Below are 24,171 nucleotides of genomic sequence, written 5' to 3'. Positions count from 1 at the left end.
TAAATCGAATATAACTATTGGTAGAGGTCGCATTGTTAAATAGTAGTTTTGTGGAGGTAAGCACGAAGAAGCAAAATAAAAGGTAACTATGCCGAAATATATAAGGGAAGCTTTAAACTTATATATTGGGGTTATGCAAAATATGTATAACACTGTCACATTTATATGTGGAGTGCTATCTTTAGATTAAGCGTATTTTTAATTGTACGGTTGAATGCTTAAGTCTAGGATAATATCTTTACACCTAGACTTTTTTTATTATCTCTTTTCTCCTTAACGTTATATTCGGTATAAATTTTAGGAGGACTTTTATGACAAAAAAGGTTAAAAAACAAGCAACTTTATTTGATGCATTACTATGTGTCTCTGTTTTAGTTGCAGTTTTAGTGACATGTTTAGTATTTTTAAGAAAGTATGAAATATCTGCTCATATACCACTTATAATAGGAGCTACATTTGCAAGTTGTGTTGCAGTTTTTAGATTAGGTTTTACTTGGAAGGAATTAGAAGAAGGTATACTATCTACTATAAATACGACAATGCAATCAATACTTATACTTTTAGTAGTTGGTATGATAATAGGTACTTGGATAGCTGGTGGTATAGTTCCTGCTATGATATATTGGGGTCTTAAAATATTATCACCTGGAATATTCTTAGTGGCAACTACTTTAATCTGCGCTATAGTATCTATTTCTACTGGTTCATCTTGGACAACAGCTGGTACTGTAGGTATAGCTCTTTTAGGTATTGGTAGTGCCTTAGGTATACCTGGTAAAATAGTTGCAGGTGCTATAATATCTGGTGCTTATTTTGGGGATAAGATGTCTCCTTTATCTGATACAACAAACTTAGCTCCTGCTATGGCTGGTTCTACTTTATTTGATCATATAAAACATATGGTATATACAGCTGGTCCTGCTCTTTTAATATCACTTGTATTATACGGTATAATAGGAATGAAATATGCAGGTTCTGAAATGGATATATCTCAAATAAATCAAATTCAAAATGCTTTATTAAGTAATTACAATACATTATCTCCATTTTTACTTTTAGTTCCTTGTGCTGTTATAGCAATGGTTATATTTAAAGTCCCTACAATACCAGCACTTATAGGTGGTGTTATATTAGGTGGCGTTTGTGCAGTAGTATTTCAAGGTGCATCTATAGCTGATATACTTGTAGTTGCTAAGTCTGGTTATGTTTCATCTACTGGAATGAAGTTTGTTGATGATCTTCTTACTAGAGGTGGACTTGACAGTATGTTAGGGACAGTATCATTAATACTTTGTGCTTTAACTGTAGGTGGGGTATTAGAAAAAACTGGTATGTTACAAGTTATAGCACAGTCTATACTAAAATTTGCAAAGGGTACTTTTGGACTTATAGCTGCTACAATATTTACTTGTATCGGTACTAACTTAGCAGTTGCAGACCAATATTTAGCCATAGTTATACCAGGAAGTATGTATAAGGATGCATTTATAAGACAATGTTTATCTCCTAAGAATCTTTCTCGTGCTTTAGAAGATAGTGCCACTATAACGTCTCCACTTATTCCTTGGAATACTTGTGGAGCATATATGTCAGCAACACTTGGAATTGGATCTTTCGTATTTTTACCATATGCATTCTTTAACTTAATTTGTCCTTTAATATCATTATTCTATGGATTAACAGGATTAACAATAGAAAAACTTTCTGATGAAGATTTAATAGAAGAATTTGAAAACGGAATAGCTTAAAATAAAAAAGAGTCTTTAAAGACTCTTTTTTATTTTCTTATTATTATAAATGTCATATATAATATATACATTATAACTAATAATATACCTTCTTTTTTATTTATACGTTGCTTAGTTCCTGCAAATATATATGTTAATATTGTTATTATTATCATAATCATCATATCAACAAACACTATGCTATGAACTTGTATATTGCTTATAAATGAGGATATACCTAAAACAAATAATATATTAAACAGATTCGAACCAACTACATTACCTATAGCTATATCACTTTCACCTTTTCTAGCCGCAACTATACTCGTTACGAACTCTGGAAGAGATGTTCCTATAGATACTATAGTTAAGCCTACTAGATTTTCACTCATACCCCAAGCTAAAGCAATATTGCTTGCACTATCTACAACAAACTGACCACCTACTATTATTCCAATTATACCAAGGATACTCATTAGTATACTTTTACTCATAGGTATGCTCTCATCAGCTTGATCTATTTCCATTTCCTCTTTAGATGTTATGGCCATCTCTACTAAATAATACATAAATATACCAAATAAAGTTAGTAGCATCAGCCCATCTGCTCTTGTTAAAGCATTTTGAGTATACCCTTGAAACTTTATATCGTGAGATAATATAGATAGTACTATAGTTGCAAGTACTGCAAATGGGAATTCTTTAATTATAGTGCTCTTTTGTACCTTTATAGGATTTATTATTGCTACGACTCCCAAAACACATAAAAAGTTAAATATATTAGACCCTACTACATTGGCTATAGCCATATCATTACTTCCTTTTAATGCTGCTGTTATACTTACTGCAGCTTCTGGTGCACTAGTACCAAAAGCAACTATTGTAAGCCCAATTATAAGTGTTGGGACCTTTAATGTTTTTGCTATAGATGATGAGCCAACTACAAATACATCTGCTCCTTTTATAAGAATTAAAAAACCTATTATAAGTAATATATAACTCATATTTACATCCTTTCTTTTAACTACTTTTATAAGATTTATTTTTTCTTAAATATCTAATCTTATTCAATAATTAAAATATAGGTAAAGTCTTTTTATAATCTCATACCTTAGATTTTAATTTGATTTTTTCTTTTGGTATAGTATATCTATGATTAAAGTACTTTATATTTAATTTATCATGATTATTTGAAGTAACTCTGCACTTTATATACCTTTGATTCATTTGCTCAACTACAAACTGTTCTATATCTTTTATGTCATCTATATCTGTAATTGTTAGTAAGTTCCTAACATCTACTAATACTTCTCTCATAACCTGCTTTCTACATATATTTAGATGATTATTAGTATAGTTTTGTATATTATTTTTGCTAACTATATTTATTTTACAACCATGAAGATCTCTCTCTAATTTTTTTAAAGTATGCCCATTAGTTCCTATGTCAAAGATTATAAAACATCCGTAATCATATTTGCTTCTTAAGATCCTTCCCATAGCTTGTTTTACCTTAATAGCCATCTGAGGGTAGTTTATAGATTGATAGGTCAAGCCATATTTTTTCATAATAGTTGAGTATAAAGGATCTTTCGGATTTAGATTAGGAATTTTATCTAAGGTTACACACACAAGTCCATCCCCTGGAACATCTACGCCTTCAAAGCATCCTTTCGATCCTAATACCACACAATTTTGATTCATATTCTTTAAATTTCTAATTCCTTTTTTGTTTTTATATATATCTATGTTTTTTCCATTTAATATATGAATTAGATCTTCGTATGTTTTATCTAATCTATCTGTACTATTAAATAATGATAATAAGTGTCCATGTGTTACCTCACATATTTTGTATATAGTATTTGATATGTCTGTTGTAAAGTTTTTATTATTATAATTTGATAAATCGCTTAACCCTAATGTTAATACTTTGTTTTTATAATTATATAAAGGCTCTATCACTTTTTCGATATTTTCAACCCTATTTATACCGAGAGTATTTTTAAAATAATTCATATTGTTTTCTACGCTCAAAGTAGCAGATATAAATATACCACTTTCCACTTGACTTAATATATTTTCTTCAAACAATTTGGCTAGTTTTAAAGGAACAACTTTAGCCTCGAAGTTAGTATAATTTTTATCTATTTCAATAATTCTTGCAAAATCGTCTTCTTCAGCAAATTCCATAAATAGTTCAAATGTAGTCCTTATATCTTCTAGTTCTTTTATTCTTGCTTTACCAAATTTATATATATCAGATTCCTTATCTATACTATCATCATCTATATTTCTATCAATTATAACTAATATAGCTATTAAATTTCTTAGTATTTTATCAAAACTATCTCTAATCTTATTACTATAACTTAAATATGTTAATTCTATATATTCATCTTCTTTTTTTACCTTTCCTAGCACTTCACTTTGTTGTAGGTTAAATTCCCACCTTAAGTTATACTTACTTAAATAATTATAATCTGATTCTATACCAAATCTTAGAACAGAGTTAAGTTCCTCTAAAATTAAATTTATATTCCTACTTATTTTTTCTTTTATATCTCTTCCAAAGTGAACATGATGATAAAACTTATCAAAATACTTTATCTTTCTAGATGTTTTATATTTTTCATATATAAAAGGACTATTTCCTATATATTCATATGGATATATTTCTCTTAAAAAATATTTTAGTGCTTTGTATTCTATAGTACTTGAGAAAAAATCATATCCCTTTTCAGCTAAATTGTGACCCTCATCCACTATAATATTTTCTAGTGGTTTCTCTTCTTTATAAGGCCACTTTGCCAATAAAGAGTGATTTATAACAGTTATATCTTCTTCTTTTAATTCTTCTACCCTATTTTTGTATAGACATTCTTTATTACACTTTTTAGGTCTACATAAATTTGGATCACAACTAACATGTTTTATATGATCCCCTATTACATTAAATTCATTTAATATAGAAGGACTTATCTCCTCTATATCACCGTGTTTTCCTTCCTTAACTATTTGTTCTAGTAGTAGTATCCCTAGTATTTCTTTTTTAGTTGGTTTTTTAGAGGTATATTCATTCTTATACTGTTCTAATTTTTCTACACATATATAGTTGTTTTTTCCTTTTATGTATCCATACTTTATCTTTCCCATAAGACCTAATGAGTTTAATACATTAGGTATATCTTTATTGATCAATTGTATTTGAAGCTCTTTAGTGTCTGTAGATATTATCATTCTCTTTTTGTTTAACCTTGCTTCTAATATAGCTGGAAGTAAATATCCTACACTTTTACCTATTCCTGTTGGGGCCTCTATACATGCTATTTTATAAGTAGTAGCACTACTTATAGTTTCTCTTATAGTTTTGGTTAATTCATACTGCCCTGGCCTGTATTCATATATAAATCCTTCTTTTTTAGCCCATATACTTTCATCTTTTAATAATTCTTCATAATTTCTTTCATTTTCATTTAGTTTTCTTATTACTAGTTTTTCTTTTTTATTATCTTTTAATTTTTCTTCTGCTTTTTTTTCTAAACTTTCTAATTCTTTAATATCATCTACACTATCTATTAACTCACTCCACTCCCAATTAGGTAGTGAAAATTTATTTAAGTAAGAATTTACTTTAAATGTTAAAGGCTCTAATGTTAATTTATCTTCTTTTTTTATACTTATTATTATATTGTTTACAATATTTACAATACTTATTAAATCACTTATATACTTATCATTTGTTAATATATCATTTAAATCCTTAATATTATAATCACTATAATAGGGCTTAATTACATGCACTAACTCTTTTACATCTAATATCTTCTCGTTTATATAGTTCTCTATAAACTTTTTATTAGATGATAAACCAAACATTGCTATATAGCTATCTCCTATAAAATCATTTAAACTATTTATCTTATAATTTTTATCATCATTATTTATTATTTCCTCAAAAATGTATACTTGATTATTAAAAAACTTTACTCCTATTAACTTAATTTTATTTGAATTTTTGCTAGCTTCTATATTTAAGTAAGTTATATTATCTAAAACACTATATAACTTACTAGTTAATTGATGTATAAATTTCTCCATTTCATTTACCTTCCATCAAATATGTCTGTGCTTAAACATATTTATTTCATTGTCTTGTATACATAATTATATGATAAGTTTATCCAAAAAGTAAAAATATAATTTCCATTTACTTTTATTAGTATATTTTTAACTTAATTATTAAAACTATATATAAATTTACTACACTACTAGAGGTGACTTTATGAATAAAAAAAATACAACAAACTATCTACTAATAGGATTTTTCTTACTTATATTTACATTAATATTTACTACAAATTTTAATATAGTAAATAAATCTAAAACTCAAATATTAAATCCTATAAATACAGAATATAACTGGTACTTCAATCCAAGAAACGATGGAAAACAACCAGAACCTATTAAAGAAGCTAATTTCTTTAAAAAGTATAATTCATATTATGTCGGTGATAAGGATAAAAAAATAATATACTTAACATTTGATGCAGGATATGAAAATGGAACAACTGAAAGTATACTAAATACATTGAAAAAACATAATGTAAAAGCCCACTTTTTCGTTGTAGAAAGTTATATAAGAAATAACCCAGAGCTTATAAAAAGGATGGAAAAAGAAGGTCATTTAGTTTGCAATCATTCTAAAAATCATCCTTCAATGGCTAAAATAACAGACTTTGAAAAATTCAAAGATGAAATAACAAGTGTAGAGGATGCTTATAAAGATGTCACTGGTAAAGATATGCCTAAGTTTTTCAGACCACCTATGGGAAAATTTAGTGAGCAATCATTAAAATACACACAAGACTTAGGATATAGTTCTATATTTTGGAGCTTTGCTTATGTAGATTGGTATAATGATAATCAACCTACACCTGAATATGCAAAGGAAAAAATCTACTCAAGAACTCACCCTGGTGCTATAGTTTTACTTCATCCAAACTCTACTACTAATACTCAAATATTAGATGAAGTTATAACTCATTGGAAGGAAGAGGGATATAAGTTAGAAACACTTGATTATCTAGTTAAAAATAAATAGTTTATAAGGATACAGATATCTCTGTATCCTTTAATTTAAGCATCTATTAGTATATTTTTCCCCCTAAAATTTGCTACCCAATAAGGTTTATAAATACTCTTAACTTCTTTTATATTAATGTCTTGAAGATTAACTTTTTCTATTTCAAGTTTACTTTTTTTATTTTTTAAAAATCCCATTATCTCACATTTAACATTTTCAACCATATACTCTTCCGATATTTTTGATCTTTTTATATAACTCTTATCTACATACTTACTTATTGTACTTGGTATAATATTAACAGACTCTGAGTATCCATTATAGGTATTAACTAACATAGTTATTTTATATGTACTTATTTTGTTTCTAAATATGCCAATACTTCTTTCTTTACTTATTATTTCATAGCTAAGAACTTTAATTTCTACATATTCTAAATGTATATCTTTTATTAACATATTAAACTGTAAAACTCTGCTCATTAAAGGCATCTTTTTTAATATATATTTGAGTATATCTTTTTTATTTGTATTAACTTCCATTGCCTGTATTCTCATACTATCCTCCTATAGTATTTGATATTAATAAATTATATTAATACTACCTATATTTTCATGTATGTATATATAAAAAATACATATGATAAATAACACAATATAAGGTAAAGGAATTGATTATTTATGAGATTAAACCTTCTATTAACAATTTTAATTTTATTTATATCTTTTACATTTTCTATTTTAGGCTTTAATAGTAATATATTACATGTTAATTATTTAAATAATGATTCTGTACATGTTGATTCTTTTGATAATACTCCTCCTACTATAAAATCTATATCTCCTGGTAAATGTTCTGAATATATAGTGTCGAAACCTACTATAAAAATTAAATACTTTGATGAAAGTAAAATAGATAAATCTTCAATTAGATTACTCGTCAATTATGAAGATGTAACTAATAAAGCCACTATTTCAGATTCTAGTATAACTTATACACCAGATAAAAAATTTAAAAGAGGAAACCAAGTAGTAAGTCTTGAAATAAAAGATTTATCTCCAAATAAAAATAAGTCTAATATTGAGTGGTATTTTACAGTTGGAACACCCGTTTATAAGCATTATAGAGGACTTTTACATTCTCATACTAGTGCAAGCGATGGTCATGGTAGTTATAGTGATGCTTATTATTTAGCTCGTGATAAAGCTAATTTAGATTTTTTCTTCATAACGGAGCATTCTAATATGCTAGATAATAACTCAAATTGCGATATAAATAATGCTTCTAAAAGCAATAAATGGTCTGAACTTGTAAAAGTTAGTGATAAATTTACATGTGAAAAAAATTTTTTAGGTCTATATGGCTTTGAAATGACCTATCCTTATAATGTAGATAATCCTATAGGACATATTAACATATTTAATTCTAAGGGGTTTATAACTGAAAAACATGGTGATATGATGAATTTAGATAATTTTTATAATTTTATATATAACCAAGAAAATTTAATAGGTCAATTTAATCATCCTGGTGAGAAATTTGGAAATTTCAATAATTTTGAGTATTCATCTAAAGGAGATGCTATTATCTCATTACTAGAAGTAAGGAATGGATATAATTCTGATGATAGTAAAAATATTAAATCTTATGATATGTATCAGTTAGCATTAGATAAAGGATGGCATGTCGCGCCTACATGCAATCAAGATAATCATAGAGTTAATTTTGGTATAGCAAATGAATTTAGAACAGTAGTATTATGTAGCGAACTTACTAAGGATTCTTTATACGACGCTTTAAAAAATATGAGGTTATATGCATCTGAAGATAAAAATTTAAAAGTAGATTACACTATAAATAATCTTCCTATGGGAAGCAAAATAACTAAATGTTCAAGGCTAAACTTTTATATAAGTGCTGTTGATAATGACAAAAATGATAAGATAAAAGAGATACAAGTTATAAGTAATAAAGGTAAAGTAGTAAAGAGTAAAAATTTCGATTCTAATATAGCTAGATTAGAATTTTCAATGAAGTCTAATAAAAATAGTTTTTATTATGTAAAAATTATTCAAGACAATGAAAAAACATCTGTAACATCACCTATTTGGATTAAGTAAATAACATATATAAAAATTTATCCAAAGATGTAAATAAGTCATTAAAATATATCCTTTTTATTTATAAATACTATATTTGAATAAATTTTTATGGAGGTATTTATGAATAATCAATCTTTCAATACAAACTATAAAATAGCAAATGTATCTAAGGATGAAGAAAAAGCAATAAAAAAAATAGAGGAAGAATTAAAAAATATAACTAAAAAAGATTTTGTTATTATAGCTTGGGAAAAAGAACAATAGATATATAATACCTTATTATTTTAAATAATAAATCTATCTAAAAATTAATAAAGCTATAAATATATAATTTTATATACTTATAGCTTTATTATTCTTAATTAAGTTTTTGTTTTTAAATTTATATTTAGATTAACTTAATATAAAAAAAGTACCAGTAACAAGAAGTATTGCTCCTATGTATTTATAAAGATGTATACTTTCTTTTAAAAGAGTAGCATCTATAAAAAACCCTATTAGCATCTGAGATACCACTATAAGTGTTAATGTATTAGATACACCTAAACTTGGAACTGATTTTACTGTAAAATATATAATTAACCCACCAAGTATACCACCTATTAATAGTTTAGGATTTATACTATTTATATTAGCTAAATCCTTAAAATCTCCAGCTAATAATATACTTATCAAAAAAAATAATGCTCCTACTACTAAACTTATAAATGTAGCTATTAATGCAGTTGTATTTTTTCCAAGTTCTCCATTTACAAATGCTTCTATTGCTGTAGAAACTCCTGCTAATATAGCAAATAAAACCGCCCCTAAATTGCCCACTATATCCCTCCTTTAAATGTTCTCTATTTAATCTATGATATAGCTTGTCTATTAATGCTTACTTACAATTTATTTTTCACTATTTAATAAATATCTATTTTTTGTTATAATTACTTTAAATTTATATAAAATAATGTTAGAGGTGACAAGCTATGTTTCAAATGTTTAATATAAACTTTAGTAACATGTATAAAAAAGAAAACTCGGCTAAGTTTATGATTATAGGAGTATTACTGATAGGCTTTGGTGTTTTATCTTTTATAAATAAAGGAATCGGAATTAAACTACTTTCTTTTGCTTTTTCTTTATTACTTTTATTTTTTGCATACTTAAATTTAAAGAATATAAATGAACTTAGAAGATATGCTCCTAAAGAGGAAATTAAACCTTTTATTGGTATACAATGTATACTTTTGATTTCTGCCATATTATTGATAGTATTTCCTACTAAAATTCAAATTTTTATCTCCTCAATATTTGGAATATATATAATATATTCTCAAATAATAAACTTAATTAGAAATAAAAATAACCCTTACTATAGATTCGGTACTTTTAATTTAATTAAAGTCATATTTGGATTTATATTAATATTTTCACCATTTTTCTTATCTAGATTTATAGTTTCTATATTATCAGTAATATTGATACTTATAGGTTTTAGTATATTATCAGTAGGTAATAAATTAAAAAATATTGACATATTATAAAAATTTAATGTGATTATATTATAAATAAAGTTGATTAAATTTTATAATTAAAAAGAGGAGACATTCTCCTCTTTTTATCTATATACACTAGTATCTATATGTTTTTCATATACTTTTTTCCCTTTCTCATTATATCCATACAAATACGTATTAGCTACTTTTCCACTAGAATACCCTACAGCTTCATACTCTATTCCATCTAAAGCTTTTTCATTTGACCAAAATTCTATAGTTAATAAGTTATTACTTGTTTTAGTATTTATAACTATTGGATATTCTAAAGTATTTTTAAACTTATAATCTATACTCCCTGTAGCTAATGTAGCATCTAATCCTCTTGGCACATAGCTAACTGGCTTTGAATGGTTTCTTCTCTCTGTAGGTAGTATTCCAGACTTTAATTGAGTATTATATAACGTTGATGAAACTTGACATACACCACCACCAATTCCATCTTTTAAATCTCCATTTATTATTACAGGTGCATTTTTATATCCATTTTCTCTATCTATTTGTCCCAAAGCTTTTTCATATGAAAATTCTTCTCCTGGCATAAGTAATAAATCATCTATTTTTTTTGCTGCAACTTCTATATTATCTCCTCTTCCTCCACCTGATGCATATGAAGTTGAGTATGATGATATCTTATGATTAATATTCTTTAAACTATTTATTTTTATTGTAGGCAGTTCATTTATTTCTTTACAGTTTATAACCATGTCCTCTCTGTATATATTTTCATTATTAATGTTATATAAAATATTTTTTACAAGTCTATTTAAATCTAATCTTTTACCAGTTTTACCTTCTTTCAATGTTACAACTTCATTGTCTATAATTACTTTAGGTTCTAGTGGCTTTTTAGAATTTTCTTTATCTATAATATATCCACATCTTACTATCTTATCTTCATTTATATCTATGTTAAACTTATAATTTTTTTCTTTGTTTTTTATTATAGTCATAAATTTTTCTAATATATTTTTATTTTTATTTTCATTAACTATATCTTCATATAATTTATCTGTATTATAATTTGATACAATGTCATTCATACTAAGTACATATGTATTTTTTTTTATTTTTATTTTCACCTCTTTTTCATTTATTTCTTTTTTTAATACCTCTAACTTTTCTCTTAGTTCATTATAATTCATTCCAGATATGTCTTCTTGGTATATACTAACTCCTGGGTAAACTCTTTTGTCATACTTAGCTACAACTATATTTATGCACACACATAATGATATAACAAAAAAAACTATGATTATTATACATTGTTTTTTAGTTATACCATTTATTTTGCTTTTTATAGTATTTAAGCATTCTTTTATTATCTCTTTATATGATTTTTCTTCTTTATTACTACTCATTTTTGCCCCCCTAATACTTTGTTAATAAATATTATTAAAGAGATGTTATTTGTATTCTAAATTTTATGTAACAGTATTGTAATTCTTATTTTTAGACTAGTTATTCTAGTTTGTACATATACTTTTTTTATGGTAATATAGATAGATATAAATTATATTGATTAGAAAAGGTGATAAATTTGACGAAGTTTAAATATGCTTTTGATAACAAAAGATACCATACATGGAATTATTATCTTAGAAATACATTTGGCGAGAAAGTTTTCAAAGTTTCTATAAATGCAGGTTTTACTTGTCCTAATATAGATGGTAAGGTTTCTTATGGTGGATGTACTTATTGTAGTAAAGAAGGTTCTGGAGATTTCGCTGGAAATCCAAAGGATAATCTTATAAAACAGTTTAATGATATAAAAGAAATGATGCATAAAAAATGGCCATCAGCTAAATATATAGGATACTTCCAAGCATATACTAATACTTATGCTCCTTTAGAGGTTTTAAAAGAAAAATATGAAACAATATTAGAACTTGATGATGTCATAGGTCTTTCTATATCTACGAGACCTGATTGTCTTCCTGATGATGTTGTTGATTATTTAGATGAGTTAAATCAAAAGACTAATCTTTGGGTTGAGTTAGGGCTTCAAACTATTCATGATAAAACATCTAAACTTATAAATAGAGGTCATGATTATGAAGAATTTTTAAAAGGTGTTGAAAAGTTAAAAGCTAGAAATATAAAAGTTGTCGTTCATATAATAAATGGACTTCCTGGAGAAGATTATGATATGATGATGGAAACTGCTAAAGCAGTTGCAAATATGGGTGTTGATGGTATAAAAATACACCTTCTTCATGTAATAAAAGATACTCCTATGGAAAAAATGCTTCAAAATGGCATGCTTAATCTAATGGATAAAGATGAATATATAAAACTTGTATGTGATCAACTAGAAATACTTCCTGATACTATGATAGTTCATAGATTAACAGGTGACGGTAAAAGAGATGAACTTGTCGGGCCTTTATGGAGTTTAAAAAAATGGGAAGTGCTAAATGATATAGATGCAGAGCTAAAAAGACGTGACTCTTATCAAGGTATTAAATTTAATAATAAATAAAATTGTAGATATTTATTTACTAAAAAAAGGATATGTAAACTTGCTTTAGCAAGTTTACATATCCTTTTTTAAATATTTTTGTTAAGCATTTTTATTATAAAAATTAACTAACATTTCCTCTCTTATTTCTTTCGCTTTTTCTTCATACCCTAATGCTTTAAGTAACTCTAAAGAAAATTCAATGGCTGTTGCTGGTCCTCTACTAGTTATTATATTTTCGTCTCTTACTACTATTTCTTCTACATAAGATACACTAGATTTATCCTTTATAAATCCTGGATAAGATGTACATTTTCTATTTTTTAATACTTCAAATTCTTCTAATGTTTCTGGTGCTGCACATATTGCTGCTACTATTTTACCTGATTTATGTAACTTTTGTACAAAATCTTTAACTCTTTCGTCTTTTAAATTTGTAGCACCTGGTAAACCACCTGGAAGCACTATGGCATCATACTCATTAACATTTATATCATCTATACTACAATCTGATTTTAAAACTATATCATGAGTTCCTTTTACGTATTCTTTTTTTATTGAACACATATCACCTACAACATTTGCTCTTCTTAATACATCTACCACTGATATTGCCTCTATTTCTTCAAATCCATCTGCTAACATAACTAATACTTTTTTCATTATGTAGTCCTCCTTCTTATTTGCAATTTATGTCATTTATTATTTTTATAGCTTCAGCTACACTATCTACAATATAGTTTGCATGTTCTTTTACACTCTCTCTAGCATTTTTCATTGCAAAGCTATATTTTACTCCATTTAACATATTTATATCATTAGGAGAATCACCTATAGTAGCTATTTCATCTTCTTTTATTCCTAAAGATTTACATATATACTCTATACCCTTTCTCTTAGATACGTTTTTAGGAGTAATATTTAACGTATTTTCTGATGAAAAATATATATCTAATACTTCATTAAACTCTGCTTTTAAGTCTATTTCTATTTTGCTTAGCTCTTCTATATTTTCTGATACTACACCTATATTTCCTATTAGATTATCAAAACTTTTTCTATGGATAAATTCTTTATCAAGGATATAATTATTAGTATACTTACTAAATACATTACATTCTTCGCATAGTATTACAGTTTGATTATACTTAAAATATAATTTTGCATCATTTGACTCAAATCTAGCTATAACTTTTCTAACTATCTCATCATCTATAGTACCCTTAAATACTAATTCTTTATCTTTATTATAAATATAAGATCCATTTTCGCATATATAGTAACCTTTTATTTCAATCTGATTATCTATAATATTTAATGCATGTGGAAATATTCTACCTGTTGCTATGTTAAATACTACATCTTCCTTCTGAACTTTATTTATCTCATAAATATCTCTATCATCTATATGTCCATTATATAAAGTTCCATCTAAATCACAAAATATATACTTTATCATATGTCCTCCTAAGATAGCTCTAATAATTTTAGTCTTAATTCATTGAGTATAGTTTTAGTAGCCCTTAACCTTATCATTTGTCTATCACCATTAAAAATTTGACCTATAGCATATGTTTTACCATTTATATATATACCCATATATACAAGTCCTACCGGTTTTTTTTCACTTCCTCCATCAGGACCTGCAATACCTGTTGTTGATATTCCGATATTAGTATTAAATTTACTTGCTATGCCATAAGCCATCTCTTTTGCAATCTCTTCACTTACTGCTCCATATTTATCTAAAGTTTCTTTTTTAACACCTAACCTTTCTATCTTAGCTTCATTTGAGTATGTAACACATCCTTCAACGAAAACTTTAGATATTCCTGGGTAATTTATAAGAGTTGAACTTACCATGCCACCAGTACAAGATTCTGCTACTGATATGGTCATATTTTTATCTATTAACATAGTAGCTATAACATCTTCTAAATTTATATCTCCTACTGCATATATGCAATTTCCAAGCCTTTCTTTGATTTTATCTACAAAAGGTTCTATTAAGCTACTTGCTTCATTTTTAGTTTTAGCTTTTGCTGTTATTCTAAGACTAACTTCTCCTTCTTTTACATATGGCGCTATTGTTGGATTATTTTGTTCTTTTATAATATCTATTAAATTTTTTTCAACCAAAGACTCTCCCATACCAAGTATTTTTATATTCTTTGACATTAATACACCTTTAGTTTTATCTTGTAGATATGGCTTAACAAACTCCTCAAACATAGGCTTCATTTCCTTAGGTGGTCCTGGAAGTATTATTATAATTTTATTATTATTTTTTAGTATTGCACCTGGTGCTGTACCATTTTTATTCTCTAGTACCATAGCATTTTCTGGGAAATAAGCTTGCTTTTTATTACTATCACTTATCTCTATATTCATCTTTTTAAAGTATTTTTCTATATTTTGAAGTGATGGCTTATGAAGTACTTGTGTTTGATTAAAAAATTTACAAGCCACTTCTTTAGTTATATCATCGCTAGTTGGACCAAGTCCCCCTGTAGTTATAACAATATCACTTCTACTTAAACTTTCCTCAAATGATTTTAAAAGTCTTTCTTCATTGTCTCCTACACTACTTTGGTAGTATACATCTACTCCTATGCTTGCTAATTCCTTTGCTAAATATTGAGAATTAGTATTTATTATATCCCCAAGAAGTATTTCTGTTCCTACTGTTATTATTTCAGCTTTCATCTTCATCACCCTGACCAGTTTTGTTTTATTAATACTATAATAATCCATTTTTTTTAAGTATTTCTAAAGAATTTATTAGTTCATTTGTATCAACTATTTCTAAAGATATACTTGAATTTTTTAAATTTTTGTTTATGTATTTTATAAGTTCTATTATATTTATATTACCACTTTCTATACTACTGTGGCTATCTTTTAACCCATAATTATTGTGTATATGAAAGTGCTTAATTCTACCTCCCAATCCTTCTAACCATTCATTAACACTTATATTAGAAAATACATTTACATGACCTATATCTAAGCATACTGAAAAATTTTTATGATTTACATTATCAACTAACTCTTTTATAAAAAGATAATCTTCTTCCATAGTGTTTTCTATATGTATATCTATATTGTCATCTTTATCTGCTAAAAAATCATTCCAAAAAGTTATTGCATTATTAAGCCATTCTTCCTTAGTGTATGTATTTGGTGTATATCCATTATGATATACTATTTTTTTAGCACCTAGTTTTTTAGCTATATTATACCCTTCATTTAATCTTTTTTTAGTTACTTTTGCTATATCTTTATCTCTGCTTCCTACAGATAAATCTGCATAAGGTCCATGTACTGATATATTAGTTTTTCCATATATATCTTTTATTTCATCTTTATATGTTTTTAAATACATGTCTTTATCATCAAGTATATAAGGACTTGCAAATTGAACAACTTCTAATCCTACATTATATTTTTTAATAATGTTAAGTATCTTTTGTGTTTCATCTAATTGTGATATATATATATCCATCGATTATCCCCCATTTTCTATTTAAAATACCTTAGTATATTTAACACTTATAAGATATAATATAATTATGTTTTCTCAAATTATATTATATGCATTTTAAGTTTCACTTCTTTATATAGATTATACTCTATTATTTTTACATGTAAAATTAATTTAGTTAAGCACTATTTACCTCATCATGTAATTTATATAGATTATTTTTGGTTTTAATGTCTATATTTAATAGTTTATTAAACATGCATAAATATAATCTCTTATATAGATTTATTTAAATAAAAAATCTATTATCAAAATTAATATGAATTTAGGTGATTTTATGAATTTAATGACTTTAGAAAATATATGTAAAAGTTATTCGGAAAAAACATTGCTAGAAAATATATCCTTTGGTATTAATGAAGGAGAAAAAATAGGTATTATAGGTGTTAATGGTACTGGTAAATCTACATTACTCAAAATAATAGCAGGAGTTGAAGTTCCAGATAGTGGTACTGTTACTAAAGCTAATAGAGTTAGAGTTGAATATCTACCTCAAAATCCTGACTACAATGAAGAGTTCACTGTATTGCAGCAAGTATTTAAAGGTACATCTAGCGAAATGAAACTCTTATTAGAATATCAAGAAACTCTTGATAAACTTAATAAAACTTACAATGAAGATATAAACAATAAGCTGATATCTCTACAAGAAAAAATAGATACGCTTGGTCTTTGGGATTTAGAAAGTGAAGCTAAGATGATTTTAACAAAGCTTGGCATAACTAATTTTAGTCAAAAGGTAAAAGAGCTATCTGGTGGTCAGAGAAAAAGAATATCACTAGCTTCAGCTCTTATAACTCCTTGTGATTTATTAATACTTGATGAACCTACTAACCACTTAGATAATGAAACTATCGATTATTTAGAAGAATATCTAAATTCTAGACGTGGGTCACTAGTAATGATAACTCACGATAGATATTTCTTAGATAGAGTTTCTAATAGAATAATTGAATTAGATAAAGGTAGATTATTTAGTTATGATGGTAACTACTCTTTATTCTTAGAAAAAAAGATGGAAAGACTTGCACTTGAAGCTAGTATGGAAGAAAAACGTCAAAATTTAATGAGAAAAGAACTTGCATGGGTTAGACGCGGTGCTAAAGCTCGTACTACTAAGCAAAAAGCCAGACTTCAACGTTTTGACGACTTAGTTAATCAAGACATTATAAAACCAGATGAGCAAATGGATATATCTGTTGGTTCTACTAGACTTGGTAATAAAATAATAGAAATACACAATATATCTAAGTCTTTTGATGGTAAATGCCTTATAAACAACTTAGACTATACTATAGCTCGTACTGATAGAATAGGTATTGTTGGTAAAAATGGTATGGGTAAATCAACGTTAATTAATATATTAAATGGTAAATTAAGCCCTGATAGTGGTCATATAGAAGTTGGTGAAACTGTTAAAATTGGATGTTTCTCACAAGATGACTCTCACATGCATCCGGATATGAGAGCTATAGATTATGTTAAAGAAGGAAGTGATTATATAGAAACTTCTGATGGAAGTAAAATATCAGCCTCTCAAATGTGTGAAAGATTTTTATTTAACTCAACACTTCAGTATAGTTTAATAAATAAATTATCTGGTGGAGAAAGGCGTAGACTTCATCTACTTAGAACTCTAATGACTGCACCTAACGTACTATTATTAGACGAACCTACGAACGATTTAGATATAGAAACACTAAATAGACTAGAAGATTATTTAGATGAATTTAGAGGTGTTGTTATAACAGTATCTCATGATAGATACTTCTTAGATAGAATATGTAATAAAATATTTGCATATGAAGGTATGGGAAATATTCATATATATACTGGTAACTATAGTGATTATCAAGTTTATAAGGAAGTACAAGGTATAGAATTTGAAGAGGAAAAAATTATAAAAGAAAACTCTACTCCTAAGAAAGAAAAACCTAAATCAGCCAAAAAACTTAAGTTCTCATATAACGAACAAAGAGAGTTCGAAACTATAGATTCTGATATAGAAAAATTAGAACAAAAAATCGAACAATTAGAAAGTGATTCTACTAAATATGCCACTGACTTTGTTAAACTTCAAGAACTTCTTGATGAAAAAGCTAATCTTGAAAAAGAACTAGAATTTAAATATGAGAGATGGGAGTATTTAAATAATCTAGCCGAAGAAATAGAAAATAGCAAAAACTAATTATTAATAAAAATTTTCTAAATATTTTAATTTTACGAAATAAAATTGTTGACATTTAAAATTATTTATTTTAAGATTATAGAAAATAAATAATATAAATTCAATGAAAAAGAGAGTACATTAAATGAATTTTATAGAGAGCCGAGGATGGTGGAAGCTTGGCATTGAAGTTTAATCGAAGAGAGCTTTGGAGAAGATTATCTGAAACTAAGTATGATAATCGGGATATCTCACCTTACGAGACTTAAGTGAGTAATATATGCGCATATATTATTAATAAGAGTGGTAACGCGGAATTTTCGTCTCTTGGTCTTTTGACCAAGGGACTTTTTTAATATTTAAATTTAATTTAGGAGGTTTGATTTATGCAAGGAAATTTAGTAGGTTCTACATCGAAAAGTAGTTTTTTTAAATTTTTAATACCGTCATTATTTGGTTTATTATTATTTGTTATTCCACTACCTTATGGTAGTATGATTCCTTTAGAAGGATTATCTTCTATAAATATTGGGATAGGATTTATTGCTGAGCTTATAAAAATAGTTTTTGCTGATTATATGTTAAACATAGCCTTAGTTGTTATTATTACTTCTGCTATTTTATCTATATTGAGTAAATTTATAAATATAAAAAATGAGTTTTTAAATAGTGTTTTAAATGTCTCTCCATTTTGGCTATTATGTAGAATACTTGGTGCTATATTTATAACTATGACTTTATTTAATGTAGGTCCTAAAGTTATAATATCTGATGTTACTGGTCAAACAATAATAGGACTTTTACCAAGTCTTCTTGCAATATTTTTAGTATCAGGTTTCTTCTTACCTTTAGTGGTTGACTTTGGTCTTATGGATTTACTTGGAACTTTAATATCTAAATTTATGTATAAATTATTTAAAGTTCCTGGTCGTGCTGCTGTAGATGCTGTTTCTTCTTGGCTAGGAGATGGTACTTTAGGAGTTATGATTACTAGCACTCAGTATAAACAAGGTTATTACACTACTAAAGAAGCTGTTATAATATCTGTTTGTTTCTCTTTAGTGTCACTGCCATTTTCTACAGTTATAGCAGATCAACTTGGGCTTATGTCAATGTTTGTACCATTTTATGGAACAGTTTGTATTGCATCACTAGCTTGTGCACTTATAATGCCTCGTATATATCCATTAAATAAATTTAGTAATTCTACTTATAATGGAGTGGCTCATTTAAAGGAAGAATTAGTTCCTAGTGGTAAAAATGTTTTTGAATTTGCTTTTGAAAAAGCTTTATATAGAGCAGAAAATGCACCTTCTTTTAATACTATTATAATACAAGGAATAAAAACTGTTATAGACATGTACTTAGGATTACTTCCTTTAGTTATGGCTTGGGGGACATTAGCACTTATAACTGCAGAGTTTACACCAGTATTTAATATAATATCTTTACCTATAGTTTATGTATTAAACTTATTACAAATACCTGATGCTCATATAGCAGCTCCTGCTGTATTAGTCGGATTTACAGATATGTTTTTACCATCTATTATGGTATCTGGAGATGGAGTTAGCCAAATAACTCAATTTATAATAGGTGCTTTATCTATAAGTCAATTAATATTTTTAACTGAAACTGGAGCTGTAATATTAAAATCAGATATACCATTAAACCTAAAAGATTTATTTATTATCTTCTTAATACGTACAGCAATAGCACTGCCAATTATAACTTTAATAGCTAATCTATTATTCTAAATTAGTATCAATTTATATATAAAGTGCATAATATATATTAAGAGGAATGTATTTGACCCTTTAGCAGATAACTAATTCCTCTAAAGAGCTATCTTCAACTTTGAAGATAGCTCTTTTATGTCTTGACACCTGTATTATATATATGTAAAATAACTATAATTAGTTTATATATAAGGGGTGTATTATGGAAAATCTATTAAATGAATTAAAATCTATTAAAAACAATATTGATAATATTAAATCTAAAAATATTAATGATTTAAATCTAAATGAAACTGAGTTATTTATAGTTGACATGAATAATGGATTTGCAAAAGGTGGTTCCCTTTATTCACCTAGGATAAATGCTTTGATAAATCCTATTTATAATTTTACAAAATATTTATCTAATAAAGTGTCTAATATAACTGCCTTTACAGATTGTCATACTACTGATTCTATAGAACTTTTAAGTTATCCTCCTCACTGTATGCTAGATAGTTTTGAAAGCGATATAATAGATGAACTTAAGTCTATAGAAAACATCAAAGTTATTCCGAAAAACTCTACTAATGCCTTTTTCACATTAAAAGATATAAATTTTTCAAATACTAAAAATATAATAGTTGTAGGGGATTGTACAGATATATGTGTATATCAATTTGCAATAACGTTAAAGTCATACTTTAATCAAAATAATATAAGTAAAAATATTATAGTTCCTATTGATTTAGTAGATACATATGATAGCGAAGTTCATCCTGCAAATCTTCTAAACATGGTATTTTTAAATAGTATGCTACAAAATGGGATAGAAGTTGTAAAAACTATAAATTATTAATAAAAAAGTGTATGATTAAGTAAAATTAATCATACACTTTTTTTATTATGAGATGAAGCAAATTTTTCATTAATAGTCATACTCTGTACAATTTTCACAAAGTACTACTTTTATTTTATTATTAAATACATTTTTATATCCTAGTAAAAATTCATTTAACTCAGCATCAACTAAATTTATTTTCTTACTACTACATAATGTAACTTTTTCTTTATCTATTATAACTTCTATATCATTTGTATCATTTTTTATATAAGTAGTTACACAACCTTTAGTTTGTATTTTATTAGCATATTTTTCATAAAATGATGTTGTATTCTTTATAGAATTTATACTCTCTTCACTAATATTAGACATGTCTAAATTTGCTGGATCTATTCCAAAATTTTTAAGTTGATCTTCTACTTCTTGAGGATTCATACCATATCTTTCCATAAATTTTTTTTGTATATTCATAAACTTCTCATAAGATATATTATTATCCTTCATATAGTCAAATATCTTCTTAGAAAATTCAGCCATTGTCATACTTCCATCCATTACTGAAAAATATAAATTATATATATACTGTTCAAACTTATCTACATCAGAATCTTTAGCCTTGTTTTTTAAATTGTTAAAATCTATTACTCTATCGTCAGACATATTTATCCTCCTTTAAAAATCTTTACTTGTATATGATTATAACATATTTATATAGTTTTAAATTATTATTTATATAATATATTTGACCAATTTCAATAAATAAAAACTCTCCATTTATTATTTAACTTATCATCATATACATCTTATGTTTATCTATATTAGAATTGGAATTTATTTCACTTAATTGTTTAATAATTTTACTTTATATGATATATTTTTATATGTAATGTGATTTATTAGAATATTTTTAACTTGGAGGTAAAATTATGGAAATAAAAAGATTTGAAACAACTGAAAGAATGAGTAAAGCTGTTGTTCACAATAATACTCTTTACTTATGTGGTCAAGTTCATGCTGAAGGTGATATAAAAGAGCAAACAGCTAAAGTATTAGAGAAAATAGAAGATTTATTAAACAAGTATGGTTCAGATAAAAATCATATGTTATCAGTTACTATATATATAAAAGATATGAAAGATTTTGCTGATATGAACTCTGTTTGGGATGCTTGGGTTGAAGAAGGATTTGCTCCAGCTAGAGCATGTGTTGAAGCTAAGATGGCTAGAGAATGTCTTCTTGTTGAGATGAGTGTTGTATCTGCTATAAAGGAGTAATATAACATAAATAAAAAAGATGGTTTAATACCATCTTTTTTATTTCTCTTCTTCTTCCCACTCCATAGCTCTTTTTACAGCTTTTTTCCAGGTTTTATATAACTTCTCTTTTTTGCATTTATCCATTTTAGGAGTAAACTCTTTATCAACTCCCCACTTAACCTTTATATCATTCTTACTTTTATAAAATCCTACCGAAAGTCCTGCCAGATAAGCAGCTCCTAGTGCTGTTGTTTCTATAACCTTTGGTCTATCTATATTTACATCTAATATATCTGATTGAAATTGCATTAAAAAATTATTGCTACTTGCTCCTCCATCTACCTTTAAAAACTTAAGATTTATATTTGAATCTTGTTCCATAGCATTTAATACATCTTTAGTTTGATATGCTATAGATTCTAAAGTAGCTCTTATTATATGTTCTTTTTTAGCTCCTCTACTTAAACCTACAATGGTTCCTCTAGCATACATATCCCAGTAAGGTGCTCCAAGACCTGTAAATGCCGGAACAACATATACTCCATTGGTATCATCAACCTTTGATGCATAACTTTCACTATCCTTAGCTTCTTTTATCATTCTTAATTCATCTCTAAGCCACTGAATAGAGGCACCTCCCATAAATATACTTCCCTCTAATGCATAAGTAATTTTATTGTCTATCCCCCAAGCTATAGTTGTTATTAAACCATTTCTAGATTTAACTATTTCTTCACCTATGTTCATAAGTAAAAAACAACCTGTACCATAAGTATTTTTTGCACTTCCCTTTTCAAAACATGTTTGTCCAAACAATGCAGCTTGTTGATCCCCTGCACATCCTGATATTGGAATTTCTGCACCTGCCATCATCATAGAATCAGTATGTCCATATACATAACTAGATGGATATACATTTGGGAGCATTGATTTTGGTATATCAAGCTCTTTTAATATATCTTCATCCCACTTTAGCTCTTTTATATTATACATCATAGTTCTCGATGCATTAGAGTAATCTGTAGCATGAACTTTTCCCCTAGTTAAATTCCATATAAGCCAAGTGTCAACCGTTCCAAATAGTAATTCACCATTATTTGCTTTTTTTCTCGCGCCTTCTACATTGTCTAATATCCATTTTACTTTAGTAGCTGAAAAATAAGCATCTATTAAAAGACCTGTTTTATCTTTTATTATTTCTTCTAATCCTTTGTCTTTTAATTCTTTACATATATCTGATGTTCTTCTACACTGCCAAACTATTGCATTATATATAGGTTTTCCTGTATTTTTATCCCATACTATAGTAGTTTCTCTTTGATTAGTTATTCCTATTGCAGCAATTTCTTCCGGTCTTATACCCTTAGTTTCTATTACTTCTCTCATTACCCCACTTTGAGTTCCCCATATTTCCATAGGATCATGTTCTACCCATCCAGATTGTTTATATATTTGAGTAAATTCTTTTTGCGATTTACTTACTATTTCTCCATTTTCATCAAACAATATAGCTCTTGAACTTGTTGTGCCTTGATCTAGAGATATTATATATTTCTTTTCCATATTAATCTCCTTACTTTATTAATGAATATATACATATATATTACCACAATAAACAAAATAGCTAAATTATATTATTAAAGAATGAGATTATGTTAATTTATACTACTATATATATTTATCAAGTTTTTATAACTCATTTATTTCCTTTTTTTTAATTATATG

At 26.6% G+C, this 24,171-nt stretch carries 21 protein-coding genes, 1 riboswitch and 1 other annotated feature; of the genes, 10 read left to right on the top strand and 11 right to left on the bottom strand.

The annotated features are described in order from the left end of the window. Positions 1 to 13: 13 nt before the first annotated feature. A riboswitch (Lysine riboswitch) is annotated at positions 14 to 186 on the top strand. A 125-nt stretch (positions 187 to 311) separates the two neighbouring features. After that, positions 312 to 1,748 carry a Na+/H+ antiporter NhaC gene (nhaC, locus tag ABHC41_RS09175; protein ID WP_271892179.1) on the top strand — a complete coding sequence of 479 codons (1,437 nt, stop codon included), beginning with the start codon at positions 312 to 314 and terminating at the stop codon, positions 1,746 to 1,748. Positions 1,749 to 1,777: 29 nt separating this feature from the next. Here nhaC and ABHC41_RS09170 read toward each other — a convergent pair whose 3' ends face one another. Next, positions 1,778 to 2,731, bottom strand: coding sequence for a calcium/sodium antiporter (locus tag ABHC41_RS09170; RefSeq protein WP_092924896.1), 954 nt, complete (start codon positions 2,729 to 2,731; stop codon positions 1,778 to 1,780). Between the two features lie 100 nt (positions 2,732 to 2,831). Further along, on the bottom strand, positions 2,832 to 5,828 hold the full coding sequence (locus ABHC41_RS09165; RefSeq protein ID WP_271892182.1) for an ATP-dependent DNA helicase: 2,997 nt from the start codon (positions 5,826 to 5,828) through the stop codon (positions 2,832 to 2,834). A gap of 184 nt (positions 5,829 to 6,012) precedes the next feature. On the opposite strand from ABHC41_RS09165, the gene pdaA reads away from it, so the two are divergent. Beyond that, positions 6,013 to 6,831 (top strand): delta-lactam-biosynthetic de-N-acetylase, encoded by an 819-nt coding sequence (gene pdaA, locus ABHC41_RS09160; RefSeq protein WP_092924892.1) that lies wholly within the window; start codon positions 6,013 to 6,015, stop codon positions 6,829 to 6,831. A 35-nt stretch (positions 6,832 to 6,866) separates the two neighbouring features. On the opposite strand, the gene ABHC41_RS09155 is transcribed toward pdaA, so the two are convergent. Beyond that, a complete protein-coding gene (locus ABHC41_RS09155) occupies positions 6,867 to 7,370 on the bottom strand; it encodes a hypothetical protein (RefSeq protein ID WP_240275673.1) in 504 nt (167 codons plus the stop codon). Positions 7,371 to 7,493: 123 nt separating this feature from the next. On the opposite strand from ABHC41_RS09155, the gene ABHC41_RS09150 reads away from it, so the two are divergent. Both ABHC41_RS09150 and ABHC41_RS09145 read left to right on the top strand, forming a co-directional pair. Continuing rightward, on the top strand, positions 7,494 to 8,933 hold the full coding sequence (locus ABHC41_RS09150; protein WP_240275672.1) for a CehA/McbA family metallohydrolase: 1,440 nt from the start codon (positions 7,494 to 7,496) through the stop codon (positions 8,931 to 8,933). A 102-nt stretch (positions 8,934 to 9,035) separates the two neighbouring features. Then, positions 9,036 to 9,179, top strand: a complete 144-nt coding sequence (locus ABHC41_RS09145) for a hypothetical protein (protein ID WP_195237411.1) — start codon at positions 9,036 to 9,038, stop codon at positions 9,177 to 9,179. A 129-nt stretch (positions 9,180 to 9,308) separates the two neighbouring features. Here ABHC41_RS09145 and ABHC41_RS09140 read toward each other — a convergent pair whose 3' ends face one another. After that, positions 9,309 to 9,734, bottom strand: coding sequence for a DMT family transporter (locus tag ABHC41_RS09140; RefSeq protein ID WP_195237410.1), 426 nt, complete (start codon positions 9,732 to 9,734; stop codon positions 9,309 to 9,311). Between the two features lie 152 nt (positions 9,735 to 9,886). On the opposite strand from ABHC41_RS09140, the gene ABHC41_RS09135 reads away from it, so the two are divergent. Beyond that, positions 9,887 to 10,444 (top strand): DUF308 domain-containing protein, encoded by a 558-nt coding sequence (locus ABHC41_RS09135; RefSeq protein ID WP_195237409.1) that lies wholly within the window; start codon positions 9,887 to 9,889, stop codon positions 10,442 to 10,444. Positions 10,445 to 10,518: 74 nt separating this feature from the next. Here ABHC41_RS09135 and ABHC41_RS09130 read toward each other — a convergent pair whose 3' ends face one another. Continuing rightward, positions 10,519 to 11,817, bottom strand: a complete 1,299-nt coding sequence (locus ABHC41_RS09130) for a VanW family protein (protein WP_195237407.1) — start codon at positions 11,815 to 11,817, stop codon at positions 10,519 to 10,521. Positions 11,818 to 11,996: 179 nt separating this feature from the next. Between ABHC41_RS09130 and ABHC41_RS09125 the strand changes: the two genes are divergently transcribed. Then, entirely contained in the window at positions 11,997 to 12,938 is a 942-nt protein-coding gene (locus ABHC41_RS09125) for a TIGR01212 family radical SAM protein (protein ID WP_092924880.1), read from the top strand. 81 nt (positions 12,939 to 13,019) lie between these two features. Here the strand turns inward: ABHC41_RS09125 and ABHC41_RS09120 are convergent, their stop codons facing one another. Genes ABHC41_RS09120 through ABHC41_RS09105 form a run of 4 tightly spaced genes read right to left on the bottom strand, consistent with a single transcriptional unit; the run spans position 13,020 to position 16,422 of the window. Next, the gene (locus ABHC41_RS09120; protein ID WP_271892188.1) at positions 13,020 to 13,580 is read right to left on the bottom strand and encodes a DJ-1 family glyoxalase III; all 561 of its coding nucleotides are present in this window, start codon (positions 13,578 to 13,580) and stop codon (positions 13,020 to 13,022) included. 16 nt (positions 13,581 to 13,596) lie between these two features. Next, entirely contained in the window at positions 13,597 to 14,376 is a 780-nt protein-coding gene (locus ABHC41_RS09115; protein WP_271892190.1) for an HAD family hydrolase, read from the bottom strand. Between the two features lie 8 nt (positions 14,377 to 14,384). Further along, positions 14,385 to 15,623, bottom strand: coding sequence for a competence/damage-inducible protein A (locus tag ABHC41_RS09110; RefSeq protein ID WP_271892192.1), 1,239 nt, complete (start codon positions 15,621 to 15,623; stop codon positions 14,385 to 14,387). Positions 15,624 to 15,657: 34 nt separating this feature from the next. Continuing rightward, on the bottom strand, positions 15,658 to 16,422 hold the full coding sequence (locus tag ABHC41_RS09105) for a sugar phosphate isomerase/epimerase family protein (RefSeq protein ID WP_271892194.1): 765 nt from the start codon (positions 16,420 to 16,422) through the stop codon (positions 15,658 to 15,660). A 316-nt stretch (positions 16,423 to 16,738) separates the two neighbouring features. Between ABHC41_RS09105 and ABHC41_RS09100 the strand changes: the two genes are divergently transcribed. The 3 genes from ABHC41_RS09100 to ABHC41_RS09090 all read left to right on the top strand — a co-directional run bounded on the left by ABHC41_RS09100 (position 16,739) and on the right by ABHC41_RS09090 (position 21,205). Next, entirely contained in the window at positions 16,739 to 18,649 is a 1,911-nt protein-coding gene (locus tag ABHC41_RS09100) for an ABC-F family ATP-binding cassette domain-containing protein (RefSeq protein ID WP_271892195.1), read from the top strand. A gap of 94 nt (positions 18,650 to 18,743) precedes the next feature. Further along, positions 18,744 to 18,959, top strand: a binding site (T-box leader). Between the two features lie 55 nt (positions 18,960 to 19,014). Further along, positions 19,015 to 20,385: a YjiH family protein gene (locus ABHC41_RS09095; protein ID WP_271892196.1), complete on the top strand. Its 1,371-nt coding sequence runs from the start codon at positions 19,015 to 19,017 to the stop codon at positions 20,383 to 20,385. A gap of 184 nt (positions 20,386 to 20,569) precedes the next feature. After that, the gene (locus ABHC41_RS09090; RefSeq protein WP_271892198.1) at positions 20,570 to 21,205 is read left to right on the top strand and encodes an isochorismatase family cysteine hydrolase; all 636 of its coding nucleotides are present in this window, start codon (positions 20,570 to 20,572) and stop codon (positions 21,203 to 21,205) included. Between the two features lie 69 nt (positions 21,206 to 21,274). Here the strand turns inward: ABHC41_RS09090 and ABHC41_RS09085 are convergent, their stop codons facing one another. Then, the gene (locus ABHC41_RS09085) at positions 21,275 to 21,850 is read right to left on the bottom strand and encodes a DUF3867 domain-containing protein (RefSeq protein WP_092924868.1); all 576 of its coding nucleotides are present in this window, start codon (positions 21,848 to 21,850) and stop codon (positions 21,275 to 21,277) included. A gap of 266 nt (positions 21,851 to 22,116) precedes the next feature. Here ABHC41_RS09085 and ABHC41_RS09080 point away from each other — a divergent pair, with 266 nt between their 5' ends. Next, positions 22,117 to 22,464 carry a RidA family protein gene (locus tag ABHC41_RS09080; protein ID WP_271892201.1) on the top strand — a complete coding sequence of 116 codons (348 nt, stop codon included), beginning with the start codon at positions 22,117 to 22,119 and terminating at the stop codon, positions 22,462 to 22,464. Between the two features lie 39 nt (positions 22,465 to 22,503). Here the strand turns inward: ABHC41_RS09080 and glpK are convergent, their stop codons facing one another. Continuing rightward, positions 22,504 to 24,009, bottom strand: a complete 1,506-nt coding sequence (gene glpK, locus ABHC41_RS09075; RefSeq protein WP_271892203.1) for a glycerol kinase GlpK — start codon at positions 24,007 to 24,009, stop codon at positions 22,504 to 22,506. Positions 24,010 to 24,171: the final 162 nt, after the last annotated feature.

Origin of the sequence: Romboutsia sp. 1001216sp1 (genome assembly GCF_039841805.1) — a bacterium.
GTDB lineage: Bacteria > Bacillota > Clostridia > Peptostreptococcales > Peptostreptococcaceae > Romboutsia_C > Romboutsia_C hominis.
The sequence above is the reverse complement of the archived record's forward strand: the minus strand, read 5'-3'. Positions and strand labels throughout refer to the sequence as shown.